The sequence below is a fragment of the Streptomyces sp. NPDC033270 genome, assembly GCF_055576575.1.
This window is the reverse complement of record NZ_JBVIRA010000019.1, coordinates 133,808-149,331: the sequence shown is the minus strand read 5'-3', so window position 1 is coordinate 149,331 and position 15,524 is coordinate 133,808. Positions and strand designations below refer to the sequence as shown.

Below are 15,524 nucleotides of genomic sequence, written 5' to 3'. Positions count from 1 at the left end.
ACCTACCCCCCGCCTCGCGGCGGGGCCCCCACCCCCCCCCCCCCCCCCTCCCCCCCCCCCCCCCCCCCCGGCCCTTTGCGCTGCCGGGTTCGCGGAATGCGGTCGACTGTCCGTTCATAGGCGGATATCCCACCTCTGGTCCGATTTTCCCTTCCTCTTCCTTTTCGGGATGCGGGGAGGAAGAGGGTGCGGGGCGAAAGGTGCGCGGAAAGGCGTGCGTCACGGCGGAGGTGAAGGCGGTTCAGGGGAGGGAAAGGGAAATGCCCCGGCGTGGTGTACGCCGGGGCATTTGTGCGGTGAGGGGGGGCTGGTTACACCTTGCGGAGGTGGAAGGTGAGGGCCAGTGCCTCGTCCGTGAAGGCGGGGCCGAAGGAGTCGTCCGGCTCGCCGGGTGCGAAGTCCGCGGCGAGGACCTCGTCGGAGATCAGGCCGGTGTGGTCGGTCAGCGCCGTAGCGACCTCGTCGTCCGTGGAACGCCAGCGCAGCGCGATCCGGTCGGCGACGTCGAGGCCGCTGTTCTTGCGGGCCTCCTGGATGAGGCGGATGGCGTCGCGGGCCAGGCCCGCGCGGCGCAGCTCCGGGGTGATCTCCAGGTCGAGGGCGACCGTGGCGCCCGCGTCGGAGGCCACCGACCAGCCCTCGCGCGGGGTCTCGGTGATGATCACCTCGTCGGGGGCGAGCGAGACGGTCTCGCCGTCGACCTCGACGCTCGCCGTGCCCTCGCGCAGCGCGAGCGAGAGGGCCGCGGCGTCCGCGGCGGCGACGGCCTTGGCGACCGCCTGGACGCCCTTGCCGAACCGCTTGCCCAGCGCACGGAAGTTGGCCTTGGCGGTGGTGTCGACGAGCGAGCCGCCGACCTCCGACAGGGAGGCCAGCGAGCTGACGTTCAGCTCCTCGGCGATCTGCGCGCGCAGGTCCTCGGGCAGGCCCGCGAAGCCGTGCGCCGCGACCAGCGCGCGGGACAGCGGCTGACGGGTCTTGACGCCCGACTCGGCGCGGGTGGCGCGGCCCAGTTCGACCAGGCGGCGGACCAGCAGCATCTGGGCGGACAGGGTCGGGTCGATGGCCGCCTTGTCGGCCACCGGCCAGCCGGCGAGGTGGACGGAGTCGGGGGCGTCCGGGGTGACCGGGACGACCAGGTCCTGCCAGACCCGCTCGGTGATGAACGGGGTGAGCGGTGCCATGAGGCGGGTGACGGTCTCGATGACCTCGTGGAGCGTGCGCAGCGCGGCCGCGTCGCCCTGCCAGAAGCGGCGGCGGGAGCGGCGCACGTACCAGTTGGAGAGGTCGTCGACGAAGGCGGAGAGGAGCTTGCCGGCGCGCTGGGTGTCGAAGGACTCCAGGGAGTCGGTGACCTGCTCGACCAGGGTGTTCAGCTCGCCGAGCAGCCAGCGGTCCAGCAGCGGCCGGTCGGCGGGGGCGGGGTCGGCGGCGGACGGCGCCCACTGGGACGTACGGGCGTACAGCGCCTGGAAGGCGACGGTGTTCCAGTACGTCAGCAGGGTCTTGCGGACGACTTCCTGGATGGTGCTGTGGCCCACCCGGCGGGCGGACCACGGCGAGCCGCCGGCCGCCATGAACCAGCGGACCGCGTCGGCGCCGTGCTGATCCATCAGCGGGATCGGCTGGAGGATGTTGCCCAGGTGCTTGGACATCTTCCGGCCGTCCTCGGCGAGGATGTGGCCCAGGCAGACGACGTTCTCGTACGACGACTTGTCGAAGACCAGGGTGCCGACGGCCATCAGGGTGTAGAACCAGCCGCGGGTCTGGTCGATGGCCTCCGAGATGAACTGCGCCGGGTAGCGCTTCTCGAACAGCTCCTTGTTGCGGTACGGGTAGCCCCACTGCGCGAACGGCATCGAGCCCGAGTCGTACCAGGCGTCGATGACCTCCGGGACGCGGGTGGCGGTGCCCTGGCAGGTCGGGCAGGCGAAGGTGACGTCGTCGATGAACGGGCGGTGCGGGTCCAGGCCCGACTGGTCGGTGCCGGTCAGCTCGGTCAGCTCGGCCAGCGAGCCGACGCAGGTGAGGTGGTCCTCCTCGCAGCGCCAGATGGGCAGCGGGGTGCCCCAGTAGCGGTTGCGGGACAGTGCCCAGTCGATGTTGTTGTTGAGCCAGTCGCCGAAGCGGCCGTGCTTGACCGAGTCCGGGAACCAGTTGGTGTTCTCGTTCTCGCGGAGCAGGGCGTCCTTGACCGCGGTCGTGCGGATGTACCAGGACGGCTGGGCGTAGTAGAGCAGCGCGGTGTGGCAGCGCCAGCAGTGCGGGTAGCTGTGCTCGTAGGCGATGTGCTGGAAGAGCAGGCCACGGGCGGCGAGGTCCTCGACCAGGGCCTCGTCGGCCTTCTTGAAGAACTGGCCGCCGATCAGGGCGAGTCCGTCCTCGAAGGTGCCGTCGGGGCGGACCGGGTTGACCACCGGCAGGCCGTACGCCCGGCAGGTCTTGAGGTCGTCCTCGCCGAAGGCGGGGGCCTGGTGGACCAGGCCCGTACCGTCGTCGGTGGTCACGTACTCGGCGTTGACGACGAAGTTGGCGCCCTCCAGCTCGACCAGGGAGAACGGGCGCTCGTAGGACCAGCGCTCCATCTCGCGGCCGGTGAAGGACTGGCCGGTGGCCTCCCAGCCCTCGCCGAGGGCCTTCTCCAGCAGCGGCTCGGCGACGACCAGCTTCTCGGTGCCGTCCGTGGCGACGACGTAGGTGACGTCCGGGTGCGCGGCGGCGGCCGTGTTGGAGACCAGGGTCCAGGGGGTCGTCGTCCAGATGAGGAGGGACGCCTCGCCGGCGAGGGGGCCGGAGGTCAGCGGGAGGCGGACGTAGACCGAGGGGTCGACGACGGTCTCGTAGCCCTGCGCCAGCTCGTGGTCCGACAGGCCCGTGCCGCACCGCGGGCACCAGGGGGCGACGCGGTGGTCCTGGACCAGCAGGCCCTTGTTGAAGATCTCCTTCAGCGACCACCACACCGACTCGATGTAGTCGGGGTCCATCGTGCGGTACGGGGCGTCGAGGTCGGTCCAGTACCCCATACGGGTCGTGAGCTCGGCGAAGGCGTCGGTGTGGCGGGTCACCGACTCGCGGCACTTGGCGTTGAACTCGGCGATGCCGTACGCCTCGATGTCCTTCTTGCCGTTGAAGCCCAGCTCCTTCTCCACGGCCAGCTCGACCGGGAGGCCGTGGCAGTCCCAGCCGGCCTTGCGGTCGACGTGGTAGCCCTGCATCGTGCGGAACCGGGGGAAGACGTCCTTGAAGACGCGCGCCTCGATGTGGTGCGCGCCGGGCATGCCGTTGGCCGTCGGGGGGCCCTCGTAGAAGACCCACTCGGGCCGGCCCTCGGACTGCTGGAGGGTACGGGCGAAGACCTTCTGCTCCTGCCAGAACTCGAGCACGGCGTGCTCGAGGGCGGGAAGGTCTACCTGGGCGGGTACCTGGCGGTACTGGGGCTGCTCACTCATCGGGGACTTCCTCCGGCGGACACCTGCTGCGTTCTCCGTCCGGAGGGACGAGAGCCTGGGCTCCCGCGGTACCACCCTCCTTGGCGGTGCCGCTGCACCGCCCCCTCATTGGGGTCGCGCTGCCGGTTCTACTCGCCCTGGGTGGCCCGCGGCCCGTGGGCGGAGCCCACTGTCCAAAGCTTTCTTCCGGCGACTCCGGGGTGATCTTCACGTCGTGCACGCCCCCGGGCTTCCACCGTCCCCGGGTCGCTGCCGGCTGCGTACGACGCTACTCGTCCCATCAATGCCTTTCGCTCCGCCCAGTGTACGGGGCCGTGCCGGCAGCGGCCGACCGAATTAGGGCGGCCGGGGGCGGGGAGGGCGGCCGGGGCGCCGTACGGGGACGCCCGCGCCGTCGCCGTGACCCGAATGGCCAGCGGCCGGGTGCCGGACCGCCGGGCGGGTTACCCGGCGGGCAGCGGGGCACAACCGAGGCAGACCGGGCCTCCGGGCCGGGTGGCAGGACCCGTCGGGCGGTGCGCCCCGTTGCCGCGTGCCGTGCGGCGATTTATCGTTCCCGTCACGATTCGCGAACAAAGTCACATAGGTGAAGGGGTCGCGGCCATGGTGGCGAAGAAGACCGCCGCGCAGAAGAGCACGACGCCCGCCGACGAGGCCGTCGCGAAGCAGCCTGCCCCGAAGACCCGCGCTCCGAAGAAGGCCGCCGCCAAGAAGACGGCGGCCGGCACGACCCCGCCCGACGAGACCACGCCCGACGAGACCGCGGCCACGCAGCCCGCGGCCAAGAAGTCCGCCGCCAAGAAGACGGCGGCGAGGAAGACCGCGACGAAGGCTCCGGCCAAGAAGGCCGCGGTGCCCGCTAAGAAGACGGGAGCCAAGACGGTGGTGGCGAAGAAGACGGCGGCCGCGACGGCCAAGGCGCACGCCGAGGACGCCCCGGTGCCCACGGCCCGGATGGCCGCACCGGACGAGCTCGCCGTACGGCCCGGTGAAGATCCTTGGACACCCGCCGAGGTCGCCGAGGCACGCACCGAGCTGATGGACGAGGTGGGGCGGCTGCGGGCGGAGATCACCGCGGCCGAGGACGCCATCGCCGGCCTGATGCGCGACTCCGGCGACGGCGCCGGCGACGACGAGGCCGACACCGGCACCAAGAACATCACCCGCGAGCACGAGCTGGCCCTGGCCTCCAACGCCCGCGAGATGCTCCACCAGACCGAGCGGGCCCTCGGCCGGCTGGACACCGGCACCTACGGGCTGTGCGAGAACTGCGGCAACCCCATCGGCAAGGCGCGGATGCAGGCGTTCCCCCGGGCGACGCTGTGTGTGGAGTGCAAGCAGAAGCAGGAGCGCCGCTGACGCGGGGTACCCGGGTGGGGTGTCGCGGGCGGCACCCGTACCGCCCGCCCCCGCACGTGTGTGCCGTACTCTCGTGATTCAAGCCAGGCACGGTCTGGCCGCGGACACGACGGGCTGAGGGACTCACACGTGGCAGAGGCGGAGCGCATCACCGGTACGCCGGAACCCGAGCCGGGTTCCGGGACGGATCCCACGGCGGGATCCGAAGGGGGAGGACCGGCGGAGCCGGAGCAGGGCGCCGGCCGCGGCAAGCGGCGGATCGTCGCGCTGCTGCTGATCGCGTTCTTCGTCTACCTGCTCGACCTGGGCAGCAAGGTCCTGGTCGTCGCGAAGCTGGAGCACCACGAGCCCATCCAGGTCATCGGGACGCTGCTGCAGTTCAGCGTGATCCGCAACCGCGGCGCCGCGTTCAGCATCGGCGAGGCGCTGACGATCTTCCTCACGATCATCGCGGCGACCGTGATCGTGGTGATCGCCCGGATCGCCCGCAAGCTCTACAGCCTGCCCTGGGCCGTCGCGCTCGGGCTGCTGCTCGGCGGCGCCTTCGGCAACCTCACCGACCGGATCTTCCGCTCGCCGGGCATCTTCGAGGGCGCGGTGGTCGACTTCATCGCCCCGGCGCACTTCGCGGTCTTCAACCTCGCCGACTCCGCGATCGTCTGCGGCGGCATCCTGATCGTGATCCTTTCCTTCCGGGGACTGGACCCGGACGGCACGGTGCACAAGGACTGACAGCGCCGGCCCCCACCAAACCGCAACCACCAACGGCTCCTGCCCCGGCCGGCCCCGATGCGGGGTGCCGCGACTGCCATACTCCTTAAGGTGAGCACCATTCCCGAGATCCGCACCCTGCCCGTACCGGACGGCCTGGAGGGCGAGCGCGTGGACGCCGCGCTGGCCCGGATGTTCGGCTTCTCCCGTACGAAGGCGGCCGAACTCGCCGCCGCCGGAAAGGTCCGGGTCGACGGATCCGAGGTGATGAAGTCCGAGCGAGTGAGCGGCGGCGCCTGGCTGGAAGTCGAGATGCCGCAGGCCGCGCCGCCCGTGGAGATCGTCGCCGAGCCCGTCGAGGGCATGGAGATCGTGCATGACGACGACGACATCGTCGTGATCGTCAAGCCGGTCGGCGTGGCCGCGCACCCGAGCCCCGGCTGGAGCGGGACGACGGTCATCGGCGGACTCGCCGCGGCCGGCTTCCGCATCTCCACCTCCGGCGCCGCCGAGCGCCAGGGCATCGTGCACCGCCTCGACGTCGGCACGTCCGGGCTGATGGTCGTGGCCAAGTCCGAGCGCGCCTACACCCTCCTCAAGCAGCAGTTCCGCGAGCGTACGGTGGACAAGCGCTACCACGCCCTGGTCCAGGGCCACCCGGACCCGATGAGCGGCACCATCGACGCCCCCATCGGCCGGCATCCGCAGCACGACTACAAGTGGGCGGTCACCGCCGAGGGCAAGGCGTCGGTCACGCACTACGACCTCATCGAGGCGTTCCGCGCGGCCAGCCTGCTCGACATCAAGCTGGAGACCGGGCGCACCCACCAGATCCGGGTGCACATGTCCGCGCACCGCCACCCGTGCGTCGGCGACCTGACGTACGGCGCGGACCCCACCCTCGCCAAGCGGCTGGGCGTCGGCCGGCAGTGGCTGCACGCGGTCCGCCTCGGCTTCGAGCACCCCGCCGACGGCCGCTGGGTGGAGTTCGAGAGCGCCTACCCGGACGACCTGCAGCACGCCCTCGACACCGTGCGCGACGAGAGCAGCTGACACGGCGCGTCCGGCGCCGGGGGTGCCGGAGCGGGCGGATCCATAGGCGTCCGGCACGCTGGGGGTGCCGCAGCGGGCGGAACCATAGGCGTCTGGCACGCTTGGGGCGGAATGTGAGCGAATCCGACCCTTCCGGAGCGTCGTCACCGTGGACCAGCTGGCTCTGATCTCCCTCCTGCTGCTCGGAGCCGTGGTGATGGTCCCGGTCGGCGACCGGCTGGGACTGCCGTCACCGGTGCTGATGACGCTCGCCGGGGCCGTACTGGCGCTGCTGCCGTTCGTGCCCAATGTCGAGGTGCCGCCCGAGTTCATCCTGCCGGTGGTGCTGCCGCCGCTGCTCTACGCGGCCGTGCAGCGCACCTCCTGGCGGCAGTTCACCGCCAACCTCCGCCCGATCTTCCTGCTCGCCGTGCTGCTGGTCTTCGCCACCACGGCCGCGGTCGCCGCGGTCGCGCAGGCGGTGGTGCCCGGGATGCCGCTGGCCGCCGCGGTGGTGCTCGGCGCGCTGGTCGCCCCGCCCGACCCGGTCGCCGCGACCGCCGTCGCCGGCAAGCTGGGACTGCCCCGCCGGATGGTCTCGATCCTGGAGGGCGAGGGGCTGTTCAACGACGTCACCGCGATCGTGCTCTACCACGTCGCGCTCGCCGCGGTGGTCAGCGGAAGCTTCTCGGTGCCCGGCGCGCTCGGCGCGCTGGTGCTGTCCGCGGTCGTCGCCATGGCCATCGGCCTGCTGCTCGGCTGGATCACCAACAAGCTGATGGGGCTGCTCGGCGACCCGACGCTGCAGATCGGGCTGACGCTGCTGGTGCCGTTCACGGCGTACATCCTGGCCGAGGAGCTGAAGGGCTCCGGTGTGCTCGCGGTGCTGACCACCGGGCTGTTCCTGGCCGAGTACGCGGTCGACGCCGACGACGTGCTGGGCCGGCTCGCCGGATACACCTTCTGGGAGGTCGTCGACACCCTCGTCACCGGCGTCGCCTTCGGGCTGATCGGCCTGGAGCTGCACAACATCTTCTGGGCCGCGTCGGGCCGTTGGGACCAGCTGTTCGCCGCCGGCGCCGCCGTTGTCGCGGTGGTCGTCGGCGTCCGTCTGCTGTGGCTGCTGCCCGCCGCCTGGCTGGCCAAGCGGATGCACCGGCGCCGCGACTACGACGAGGACATCCCGATGAGCTGGCGGGAGACGGTCATCCTGTGGTGGTCGGGGATGCGCGGGGTGGCCTCGGTGGCGCTGGCGCTGGCCCTCCCCTACGAGATCGACGGCGTCGCCTTCCCGGACCGCGCCGAGATCCTCTTCATCGCCTTCGCGGTGGTGCTCTCCACCCTGCTCGTCCAGGGCCTCACACTGCCCTGGCTGGTGCGCACCCTGCGGGTGCGGGCCAGCTCCGACGCCGCCGACGCGCTGGAGCGCGAGCTGGCGATCCGGATGATCAAGGCGTCCAAGCGCCGGCTGAAGGAGATCCTGGAGGTCGAGGAGCTGCCCGAGGAGGTCAGGGACCAGCTGGCGCGCCGGGCCTATGACATCGGCGCCCGGATCGCGCCGGACATCGTCGACGACGAGCGGCGCGAGCTCTTCGAAAAGCGCATCACCCGGATGAAGAAGGTGCAGCGCATCCAGGCCGAGATGCTCTCGGCGGCCCGGCACGAGGTGCTCGCGGCGCGCAGCGAGCCGGGCGCGGACCCGGAGGTGGTGGACCGGGTGCTGCGGCAACTGGACATGCGGAGCCTGCGGGCCGCGCCGTGACGCGGGGGCGGGGCCTCAGCGCCGCGGCGGCTCCCCGGCCCGGCCCGTCGGCGCCGGCCCGGTGCTGATCCGCGGCAGCGCGTAGGCGTGCTCGGTGCGCAGCCACTCGATGATCCGCTCGCGCACCTCGCAGCGCACCGTCCAGAGGGTGTCCGCGTCCCGGGCGGTGACCAGCGCCCGCACCACGATCGTGGACGCGGTGGTGTTGGTGACCACCAGGCTCCAGGACCGGCCGTCCCAGTCCGGGCACTCCTGGAGGATCTCGTGCAGCCGCTGGCGCATCTTCTCCACCGGCGCGCCGTGGTCGAGGTGGAACAGGACGGTCCCGGTCATCTGGGCGCCGCCGCGCGACCAGTTCTCGAACGGCTTGCCGGTGAAGTACGACACCGGCATGGTGATCCGCCGCTCGTCCCAGGTCCGCACGGTCAGGAACGTCAGGGTGATCTCCTCGACGGTGCCCCACTCGCCGTCCACCACGACCGTGTCCCCGATGCGCACCATGTCGCCGAAGGCGATCTGCAGCCCCGCGAAGAGGTTGCCGAGGGTCGACTGGGCGGCGATACCGGCGACGATGCCCAGCAGCCCGGCCGACGCCAGCATCGAGGTGCCGACCGCCCGCATCTCCGGGAACGTCAGCAGCATGGAGGCGGCCGCGACGACGATCACCACGGCCGTCACCACCCGTTGGATCAGCGTCACCTGGGTCCGCACCCGCCGCACCCGCGCGGCGTCCCGGGCGCTTGCCGCGTAGCGCGAGTAGGACGACTCGACGATCGCCGCCGCGACCCGTATGGCGAGCCAGGCGGTGGCCGCGATCAGCACCAGGGTCAGCGTCTGGCCGGTCCCCGCCCGGTGCTCCTCGACGATCCCGATCCCGCTCTCGTCGTACGAGCCGCGCAGCAGGGCCGCGCACAGCACCACCTGCAGCGGTATCCGGCAGCGGCGCAGCAGCCCCCACAGCGGGGTCTCCGGGTGGGCGGCGTCGACCCGGCGCAGCGCGCGGTCGGTGAGCCAGCCCAGGACGAGCGTGATGACGAGCGAGCCGCCGGCCACGGCGACGGGACGCAGCACGTCCTCCAGCGACACGGTGATCCTCCTCGGTTCGGATGCGCTTGAGTGTGCTGCTACCCGGTACCCACCGCCGTCAATGGCACGATGGGGCCACAACGATCCGACCCAGGGAAGTGATGCAGTGCCGGCCTCCACCGAGCCCGCGGCCAGCGGGCCCTTGACGATTGCCCTGTTCCATTCGGTGTGCGGGCTGCGCCCGGCGGTGCAGGCCGCCGCGGACCGGCTGCGCGCCGCGGGACACGAGGTTGTCGTCCCCGATCTCTTCGACGGCCGGACCGCCGAATCGGTGCCGGACGGCATCCTGATCAAGGAGGAGATCGGCAAGGAGGAGCTGCTCAAGCGCGCCATCACGGCCGTCGCGCCGTACTCCGACCGCGGCCTGGTCTACGCCGGGTTCTCCTTCGGCGGCTCGGTCGCCCAGACCCTCGCGCTGGGCGACGAGAAGACCCGCGGGCTGTTGCTGCTGCACGGCACCTCCGACATCGCCGAGGGCGCCGTGGCCGACGATCTGCCGGTGCAGCTGCATGTCGCCGACCCGGACCCCTACGAGCCGCACGACTGGCTGAACGCCTGGTATCTGCAGATGCGCCGGGCCGGTGCGGACGTGGAGGTCTTCCGCTACGCCGGCGCCGGCCACCTGTTCACCGACCCCGGTCTGACGGACTACGACGCCGAGGCGGCCGAGAGCACCTGGAAGGTGGCGCTGGGCTTCCTGGACAGCCTGTGAGCGGCGGTCCGTAGCGGCGCGGCGGGCAGGACCGGGGTGCCGCGGAGGGCCCTAGAGCCTGTCCGATGGGTCATGGCCGGGTCCGCGGCGCCTGGCACGGCACCTCGCGGCGTTGCCGGAGCGTCCCGATAGCTCCGCTATCGAGACGCTCCGGCGCCTTGCGATGCACCGCACCAGGCGCCGCGGCCTTTCCGACCCTGACCCATCGGACAGGCCCTAGGCGACCGGCCCGTCGGCCCGCTCGATCTGCTGGCTGCCCGTCCGCGTGCGGTACGAGCGCAGATGCGTGCTGGTGGCGTGCGGGTCGGTCTTGTCGGAGATGCCGAAGTAGTCCATCTGCGTGCGCTCGGCGCTGACGTCCAGGACCCCGTAGCCGTGCGAGTCCATGTCCAGCCACTTCACATGCCGGTTGGCGGCCCTGATGGCGGCGACGCCGGCCAGCGAGACGGTGTGCGGGGCGACATGCAGGAAGTCGTCGACGTTGTCGGAGGTGACGGAGGTGACCACGAACTCCGTCGCCACCGGCCGGGTGGCGGGGTAGGTCGCCGCCTTCAGCGGCACCTCGTTGGCCCAGGCCATGTGGATGTCGCCGGTCAGGAACACGGTGTTGTCGATACCGCGGTCGCTGAGGTGGCCCAGCAGCTCGTGCCGGTCGTCGGTGTAGCCGTCCCACTGGTCGGTGTTGACCGCCAGGCCCTCCTTGGGTATGCCGAGGATCTCGGCGAGCGGGCCGAGCAGATGGGCCGGTAGGGAGCCGAAGGCGACCTGCGAGACCATGACCGAGGTGCCGACCAGCCGCCAGGCGGTGTCCGAGCGCTCCAGGCCGGCCTTGAGCCAGTCCAGTTGGGCCCGCCCGGTGATCGTCCGGCTCGGGTCGTCGACCGCGCCGCTGCCCGGCTTGGCCTGCTCGTCGCGGAACGACCGCAGGTCCAGCAGGTGCAGGTCGGCGAGGGTGCCGAAGCGCAGCCGGCGGTAGGTGGTGCCGGCCGTCGAGGGGCGCACCGGCATCCACTCGAAGTACGCCTGCTTCGCGGCGGACATCCGCGCCGACCAGGAGCCCTCGCTGTCCGGCGAGTGGTTCACCGCGCCGCCCCGCCAGGCGTTGTCGGCGAACTCGTGGTCGTCCCAGATGGCGATGACCGGGTGGGCGGCGTGCATGGCCAGCGCGTCCGGGTCGGTCTTGTGGGCGCCGTGCCGGATGCGGTAGTCGGCGAGCGTGAGCAGCTCGTGCGCGGGGGAGTGCGGGCGGACGACGTACTTGAAGTCCGGGTACTCGCCGGACTTGTACTCGTAGAGGTAGTCGCCGAGGTGCAGCACCGCGTCCAGCTCGGTGCGGGCCGCCAGATGCCGGTACGGGGAGAAGTAGCCGGACTCCCAGTTGGCGCAGGAGACCACGCCGAAGCGGACGTTGCCGGCCGCGGCGTCGTGCGCGGGGGCGGTGCGGGTACGGCCGACGGGGGAGTGCTGCCCCTCGACGGTGAAGCGGTAGTAGTAGTGGGTGGCCGGGCGCAGACCGCGGACGTCCGCCTTGACGGTGTGGTCGGTGGCCGCCGAGGTCTTCACCGAGCCCCGTGCGACGACGGTGGCGAAGTCCCTGTCGGCGGCCACCTGCCAGCTCACGTCGGTGGCCGGTCCGCGGCCGGAGCCCGGGGTGGCCGACGGCGTCGGGGTGACCCGGGTCCACAGCAGCACGCCGTCCGGGAGCGGGTCACCGGAGGCGACGCCGTGCTGGAAGAACCGGGCCTGGTCCAGGGCCTGCTGGGCGGACGCGGGGGCGGCGCCGGCGAACGGCAGAAGGGCGGCGGTGGCGGCTACGGCCGTAACGGCAGTGCGGCGCGAGATCTGGTCATGATCGGTCACGGCCGATCACCTTACTGGCCGGTAATCGACAACGGGAGGGCGATGACCGGGAATACCGAGAATTCGCCCACCCGTTGTCCGTAAGCCGCTCAACGGGTGCCCGAGGGGTCCTTTTCGCCCTCGCGAATACCCTTTCCGCCGTCCTTGCCGTCCTTGCCGCCGTCCGCCCCCTTCGCCGGGCCGAACTCCTTGTCGATCATCTTCTTGAAGTTGGCCCGGGCCAGCTGGTTGTACTGCGCCTGCGTCATCCGGCGCTGCGGGATCTGGTCCATCACCAGCTTCTTGTCGCCGTGCATGAAGGTCGGCGTGCCCCGGACCCCCTTGCGGCCGAACAGCGCGGTCATGTCCATCGCCCAGCGGTCGTAGGTGCCCTTCTCGACCGCCGCCTTGAACGCCTTGTTGTGCTTCAGCTCCGGCACCTCGCCGGCGGCCTTGAGCAGCTCGGAGTCCTTGGCGTAGAGGTCCTCGCGCTCGTCGGGGTGGTACGTGGTCGAGTACAGCGCCGTCTTGAACTTCAAGAAGGCCTCGGGGCTGACGTCCAGCGCCGCACCCAGCGCGCTCAGCGCGTTCTTCGAGCCCTCGCCGCCCGCGTTGTCGTCGATGAAGGTGTACATCGTGAAGCGGACCCGGTACCGGCCGTCCTCGATGTCCTTGAGCAGCGCCGGACCGCTGCTCTGCTCGAAGGACGCACACGCCGGGCAGCGGACGTCCTCGAAGACCTCAAGGGTCTCCTTGGCCTTCGGGTCGCCGATCAGGATCTCGGTGTGGTCCTTGCCCTGGGTGTGCGCCGGCGCGACGGGCCTGGCCTCCTTGGCGGCCTCCCAGCCGGTCGGCTCGTTGGCCTTCATCACGGCGAAGCCGATACCGCCGGCCACGGCCAGGATGCCGACGACCGAGCCCGCCACGACGAGTTGGCGGCGCAGCCGCTCCTGCTTCTTCTGGCGCTCGCGCTCGGCACGGATGCGTTCGCGGGCCGCCTGCTTGCTGGCCTGGCTGTTGCGGTTGCTCATGGGGGGTCCCCTCACGGGTGTTCGACGCTTACGGACTGGTCAGACGGCGAACGGACGGGGCGGGCCGCGGCGCTGTACGCAGTGCACGAGGAGGGGGAGCGGACGGGCCGGCGGCAACGGGCGCAGCGGGCGGATCCGCCGGCGGGGCCGGGCGGTCGCGGCGCCGGCCATCGCGGCGGCGGTCCGCAGCGGGCGGAAGGCGGCGGTCGCGGCCGCGCGCAGCAGGGCGTCCAGGGCGGCGTCGCCGCGGTGCAGCCAGCCGGCGGCCAGCAGGCCGACCGCGAGGTGGGCCGCGAGCAGCAGCCAGGGCCCGGACGGCGGCAGCGGGGCGGACGGATGTGCCGCGAGGCGTGCCAGCGGGGTGCCCCACTCGCCGCCCGCGCACAGCAGATGGAGGCCGATCGCGCGCAGCGGTCCGGCCAGGGGGCCGCCGGCCGGTCCGTAACAGGCGTGCTGACCGGTGGTGAAGATGGTGTCCGCGGCCAGCTCCAGCGGCACCAGCAGCGCCGCCACCGGCCGGTATCCGCGCTCGCGGCCGGTCAGCGCATACGCGGCGGCGAAGACGCCGGCGCAGACCCAGGCGACCGTGGCGGGCGGCAACGGGGCACGGGAGAACAGCACATGGGAGGCCGCGGACAGCGTGACGCACAGCGCGGTGAACAGCGCCGCCCGCACCGCCCTGAGTTCACCGCCCGGCGCGCCCGCGGGCCGGCCGCCCGGGCGCACCGCCCTCGCCTGCATGGGCGGGAGTCTGCCATGTCCACGGCAGGGGCCCGGGTCAAGATTTGGCATCGGCCGACGCGCTCACCGCGCGCCGGCCGAGCGGTCAGGGTCGCGCCCCGGTCACTTCTTCAGGGCCTTGTCGACCATGGAGTTGAAGGCGGCGGCGCTCGACGGGGCCGCCTTGCCCTGCGGGGTGTCCGTGCCGATCACCGTGTCGTTGACCTTCACGGTCGGGGTGCTGCTGACGTCCTTGTGCGAGTTGAACTCGGTGGACACCTCCAGCGCCCAGCGGTCGTACGTGCCGGCCTTGACGGCCTTCTGGAAGGCGGCGTTGCCCTTGAGCGCGGGGACGGTGTCCGCGACCTTGATCAGGTAGCTGTCGTCGGCGAACTTGTCCGGACCGGTCTCCTCAGGGTGGAACTCCTTGGAGTACAGCGCGTACTTGTACTTCAAGAAGGCCTCCGGGCTGACGTTCAGGGCGGCGCCCAGCGCGGACAGCGCGTTCTTGGAGCCGGTGCCCTTGAGGTTGCCGTCGAGGAACGTGCCCAGGTGGTAGGCCGCCTTGTACTTGCCGGCCTTGATGTCCTTCTCGACGGTCTCGCCGACGTTCTGCTCGAAGCTGGCGCAGCCCGGGCAGCGCGGGTCCTCGAAGAGGCTGAGGGTGTTCTTGGCGTCCGCCTTGCCGACGACGATCGTGGTGCCCTCGGCGCCGCTGGTGTGGGCGGGCTTGACCAGCTTGGCCTTCGCCGCCTTCGTCCACACCGTGCTGTCGCCCGCGGTCTTCTCGGCCGCGGAGTCGCCGCCGCCCGAGTTGGCGACCGCCACGCCGATACCGCCGGCGATCGCCAGCACGCCGACGATCGCACCGCCGACGGTCAGCTGCCGGCGGACCCGCTCCTTCTTGGCCTGCCGCTCGCGCTCGGCGCGCAGCCGCTCACGGGCTGCCTGCTTGTTGGCCTGGCTGTTGCGGTTGCTCATGACTGTTCCTGCTCCGTGGAATCCGTGGGTGGGGTGCCTGCCGTCGAAGGCGTACGCACGCGAGGTACGGGCGTACGCGTGCTGCGCGGGCCGGGTACGTGGACCGGGCGGTCACGCAGCGAGCGCGCAGGGCGGCCCACGGCGCACGACGCAGTGCACCAGCAGGGGGGCGCTCCGGGCCGGGCGGCCGGCCCGGACGGGCACGGGCGCGGGGCGGCGCGGGGCGGCCGCGGCGCCGATGACCGCGACGGCGATCAGCAGCGGGCGGAAGGCGAAGCCGGCCACCGCGCCCAGCACCTGGGCCAGCGCCGCCTCGCCGCGGCGCAGCCAGCCGGCCGCCAGCAGCCCTATCGCCAGGTGCGCGGCGAGCAGCAGCAGCCCGGTCGTGGCGGGCGCGGCACCGTTCTCGGACAGCCGCGTCAGGGGGCCGCCGACCTGGCCGCCGCAGAGCAGATCCACGCCCAGCGAGTGCAGCGGGCCGGCCACCGGGCCGCCCGTCCCGCCGTAGCAGGTGTGCTGGCCGATGCTGAAGACCAGGTCGGCGGCGAGCTCGAGGGGGACCAGCAGGGCCGCGATCCGTCCGTAGCCGCGCTCCCGGCCGGCCAGCGCGTAGGCGAGCGCGAAGACGGCGGCGGAGAGCGCCGCGACGGTGGTCAGCGGCAGCGGCATGCGCGACAGCAGCACATGGGACCCCGCGGACAGCGTCACGCACAGCGCCGTGAAGAGCGCCGCGCGCAGTGCCCGCAGGTGTGCCGCCGAGATGTCCATTGCCGCCGAGTGTGCCATGGGCCGGGATAAGTGGCGCCTAAGGGTGATCAAAGTCGCATATACCGGGAAAACCG

At 71.9% G+C, this 15,524-nt stretch carries 12 protein-coding genes; 5 read left to right on the top strand and 7 right to left on the bottom strand.

Going from position 1 to position 15,524, the window contains the following annotated elements; translation table 11 throughout:
- Positions 1 to 311: 311 nt before the first annotated feature.
- The gene (gene ileS / locus ACZ5XZ_RS25260) at positions 312 to 3,449 is read right to left on the bottom strand and encodes an isoleucine--tRNA ligase (RefSeq protein ID WP_468981759.1); all 3,138 of its coding nucleotides are present in this window, start codon (positions 3,447 to 3,449) and stop codon (positions 312 to 314) included.
- A 603-nt stretch (positions 3,450 to 4,052) separates the two neighbouring features.
- Between ileS and ACZ5XZ_RS25255 the strand changes: the two genes are divergently transcribed.
- The 4 genes from ACZ5XZ_RS25255 (at position 4,053) to ACZ5XZ_RS25240 (ending at position 8,313) form a co-directional block, all read left to right on the top strand.
- Positions 4,053 to 4,808, top strand: a complete 756-nt coding sequence (locus ACZ5XZ_RS25255; protein WP_468981758.1) for a TraR/DksA family transcriptional regulator — start codon at positions 4,053 to 4,055, stop codon at positions 4,806 to 4,808.
- A 129-nt stretch (positions 4,809 to 4,937) separates the two neighbouring features.
- Positions 4,938 to 5,540: a signal peptidase II gene (lspA, locus tag ACZ5XZ_RS25250; RefSeq protein ID WP_384442099.1), complete on the top strand. Its 603-nt coding sequence runs from the start codon at positions 4,938 to 4,940 to the stop codon at positions 5,538 to 5,540.
- Between the two features lie 90 nt (positions 5,541 to 5,630).
- Complete coding sequence (locus tag ACZ5XZ_RS25245; RefSeq protein WP_468981755.1) at positions 5,631 to 6,572, top strand: RluA family pseudouridine synthase; 942 nt, start codon at positions 5,631 to 5,633, stop codon at positions 6,570 to 6,572.
- A 148-nt stretch (positions 6,573 to 6,720) separates the two neighbouring features.
- On the top strand, positions 6,721 to 8,313 hold the full coding sequence (locus ACZ5XZ_RS25240) for a Na+/H+ antiporter (RefSeq protein WP_468981754.1): 1,593 nt from the start codon (positions 6,721 to 6,723) through the stop codon (positions 8,311 to 8,313).
- Positions 8,314 to 8,328: 15 nt separating this feature from the next.
- On the opposite strand, the gene ACZ5XZ_RS25235 is transcribed toward ACZ5XZ_RS25240, so the two are convergent.
- Entirely contained in the window at positions 8,329 to 9,393 is a 1,065-nt protein-coding gene (locus tag ACZ5XZ_RS25235) for a mechanosensitive ion channel family protein (protein ID WP_468981842.1), read from the bottom strand.
- A gap of 112 nt (positions 9,394 to 9,505) precedes the next feature.
- On the opposite strand from ACZ5XZ_RS25235, the gene ACZ5XZ_RS25230 reads away from it, so the two are divergent.
- Positions 9,506 to 10,111 (top strand): dienelactone hydrolase family protein, encoded by a 606-nt coding sequence (locus ACZ5XZ_RS25230; RefSeq protein ID WP_468981751.1) that lies wholly within the window; start codon positions 9,506 to 9,508, stop codon positions 10,109 to 10,111.
- Between the two features lie 216 nt (positions 10,112 to 10,327).
- Here ACZ5XZ_RS25230 and ACZ5XZ_RS25225 read toward each other — a convergent pair whose 3' ends face one another.
- From ACZ5XZ_RS25225 to ACZ5XZ_RS25205, 5 genes are all read right to left on the bottom strand, one after another.
- Complete coding sequence (locus tag ACZ5XZ_RS25225) at positions 10,328 to 11,971, bottom strand: alkaline phosphatase D family protein (protein WP_468981749.1); 1,644 nt, start codon at positions 11,969 to 11,971, stop codon at positions 10,328 to 10,330.
- Between the two features lie 89 nt (positions 11,972 to 12,060).
- Positions 12,061 to 12,981 (bottom strand): thioredoxin domain-containing protein, encoded by a 921-nt coding sequence (locus tag ACZ5XZ_RS25220; protein WP_468981747.1) that lies wholly within the window; start codon positions 12,979 to 12,981, stop codon positions 12,061 to 12,063.
- A gap of 39 nt (positions 12,982 to 13,020) precedes the next feature.
- Entirely contained in the window at positions 13,021 to 13,722 is a 702-nt protein-coding gene (locus tag ACZ5XZ_RS25215; protein ID WP_468981745.1) for a hypothetical protein, read from the bottom strand.
- A gap of 102 nt (positions 13,723 to 13,824) precedes the next feature.
- Complete coding sequence (locus ACZ5XZ_RS25210; RefSeq protein ID WP_468981744.1) at positions 13,825 to 14,682, bottom strand: thioredoxin domain-containing protein; 858 nt, start codon at positions 14,680 to 14,682, stop codon at positions 13,825 to 13,827.
- 111 nt (positions 14,683 to 14,793) lie between these two features.
- Positions 14,794 to 15,450, bottom strand: coding sequence for a hypothetical protein (locus tag ACZ5XZ_RS25205; RefSeq protein ID WP_468981741.1), 657 nt, complete (start codon positions 15,448 to 15,450; stop codon positions 14,794 to 14,796).
- Positions 15,451 to 15,524: the final 74 nt, after the last annotated feature.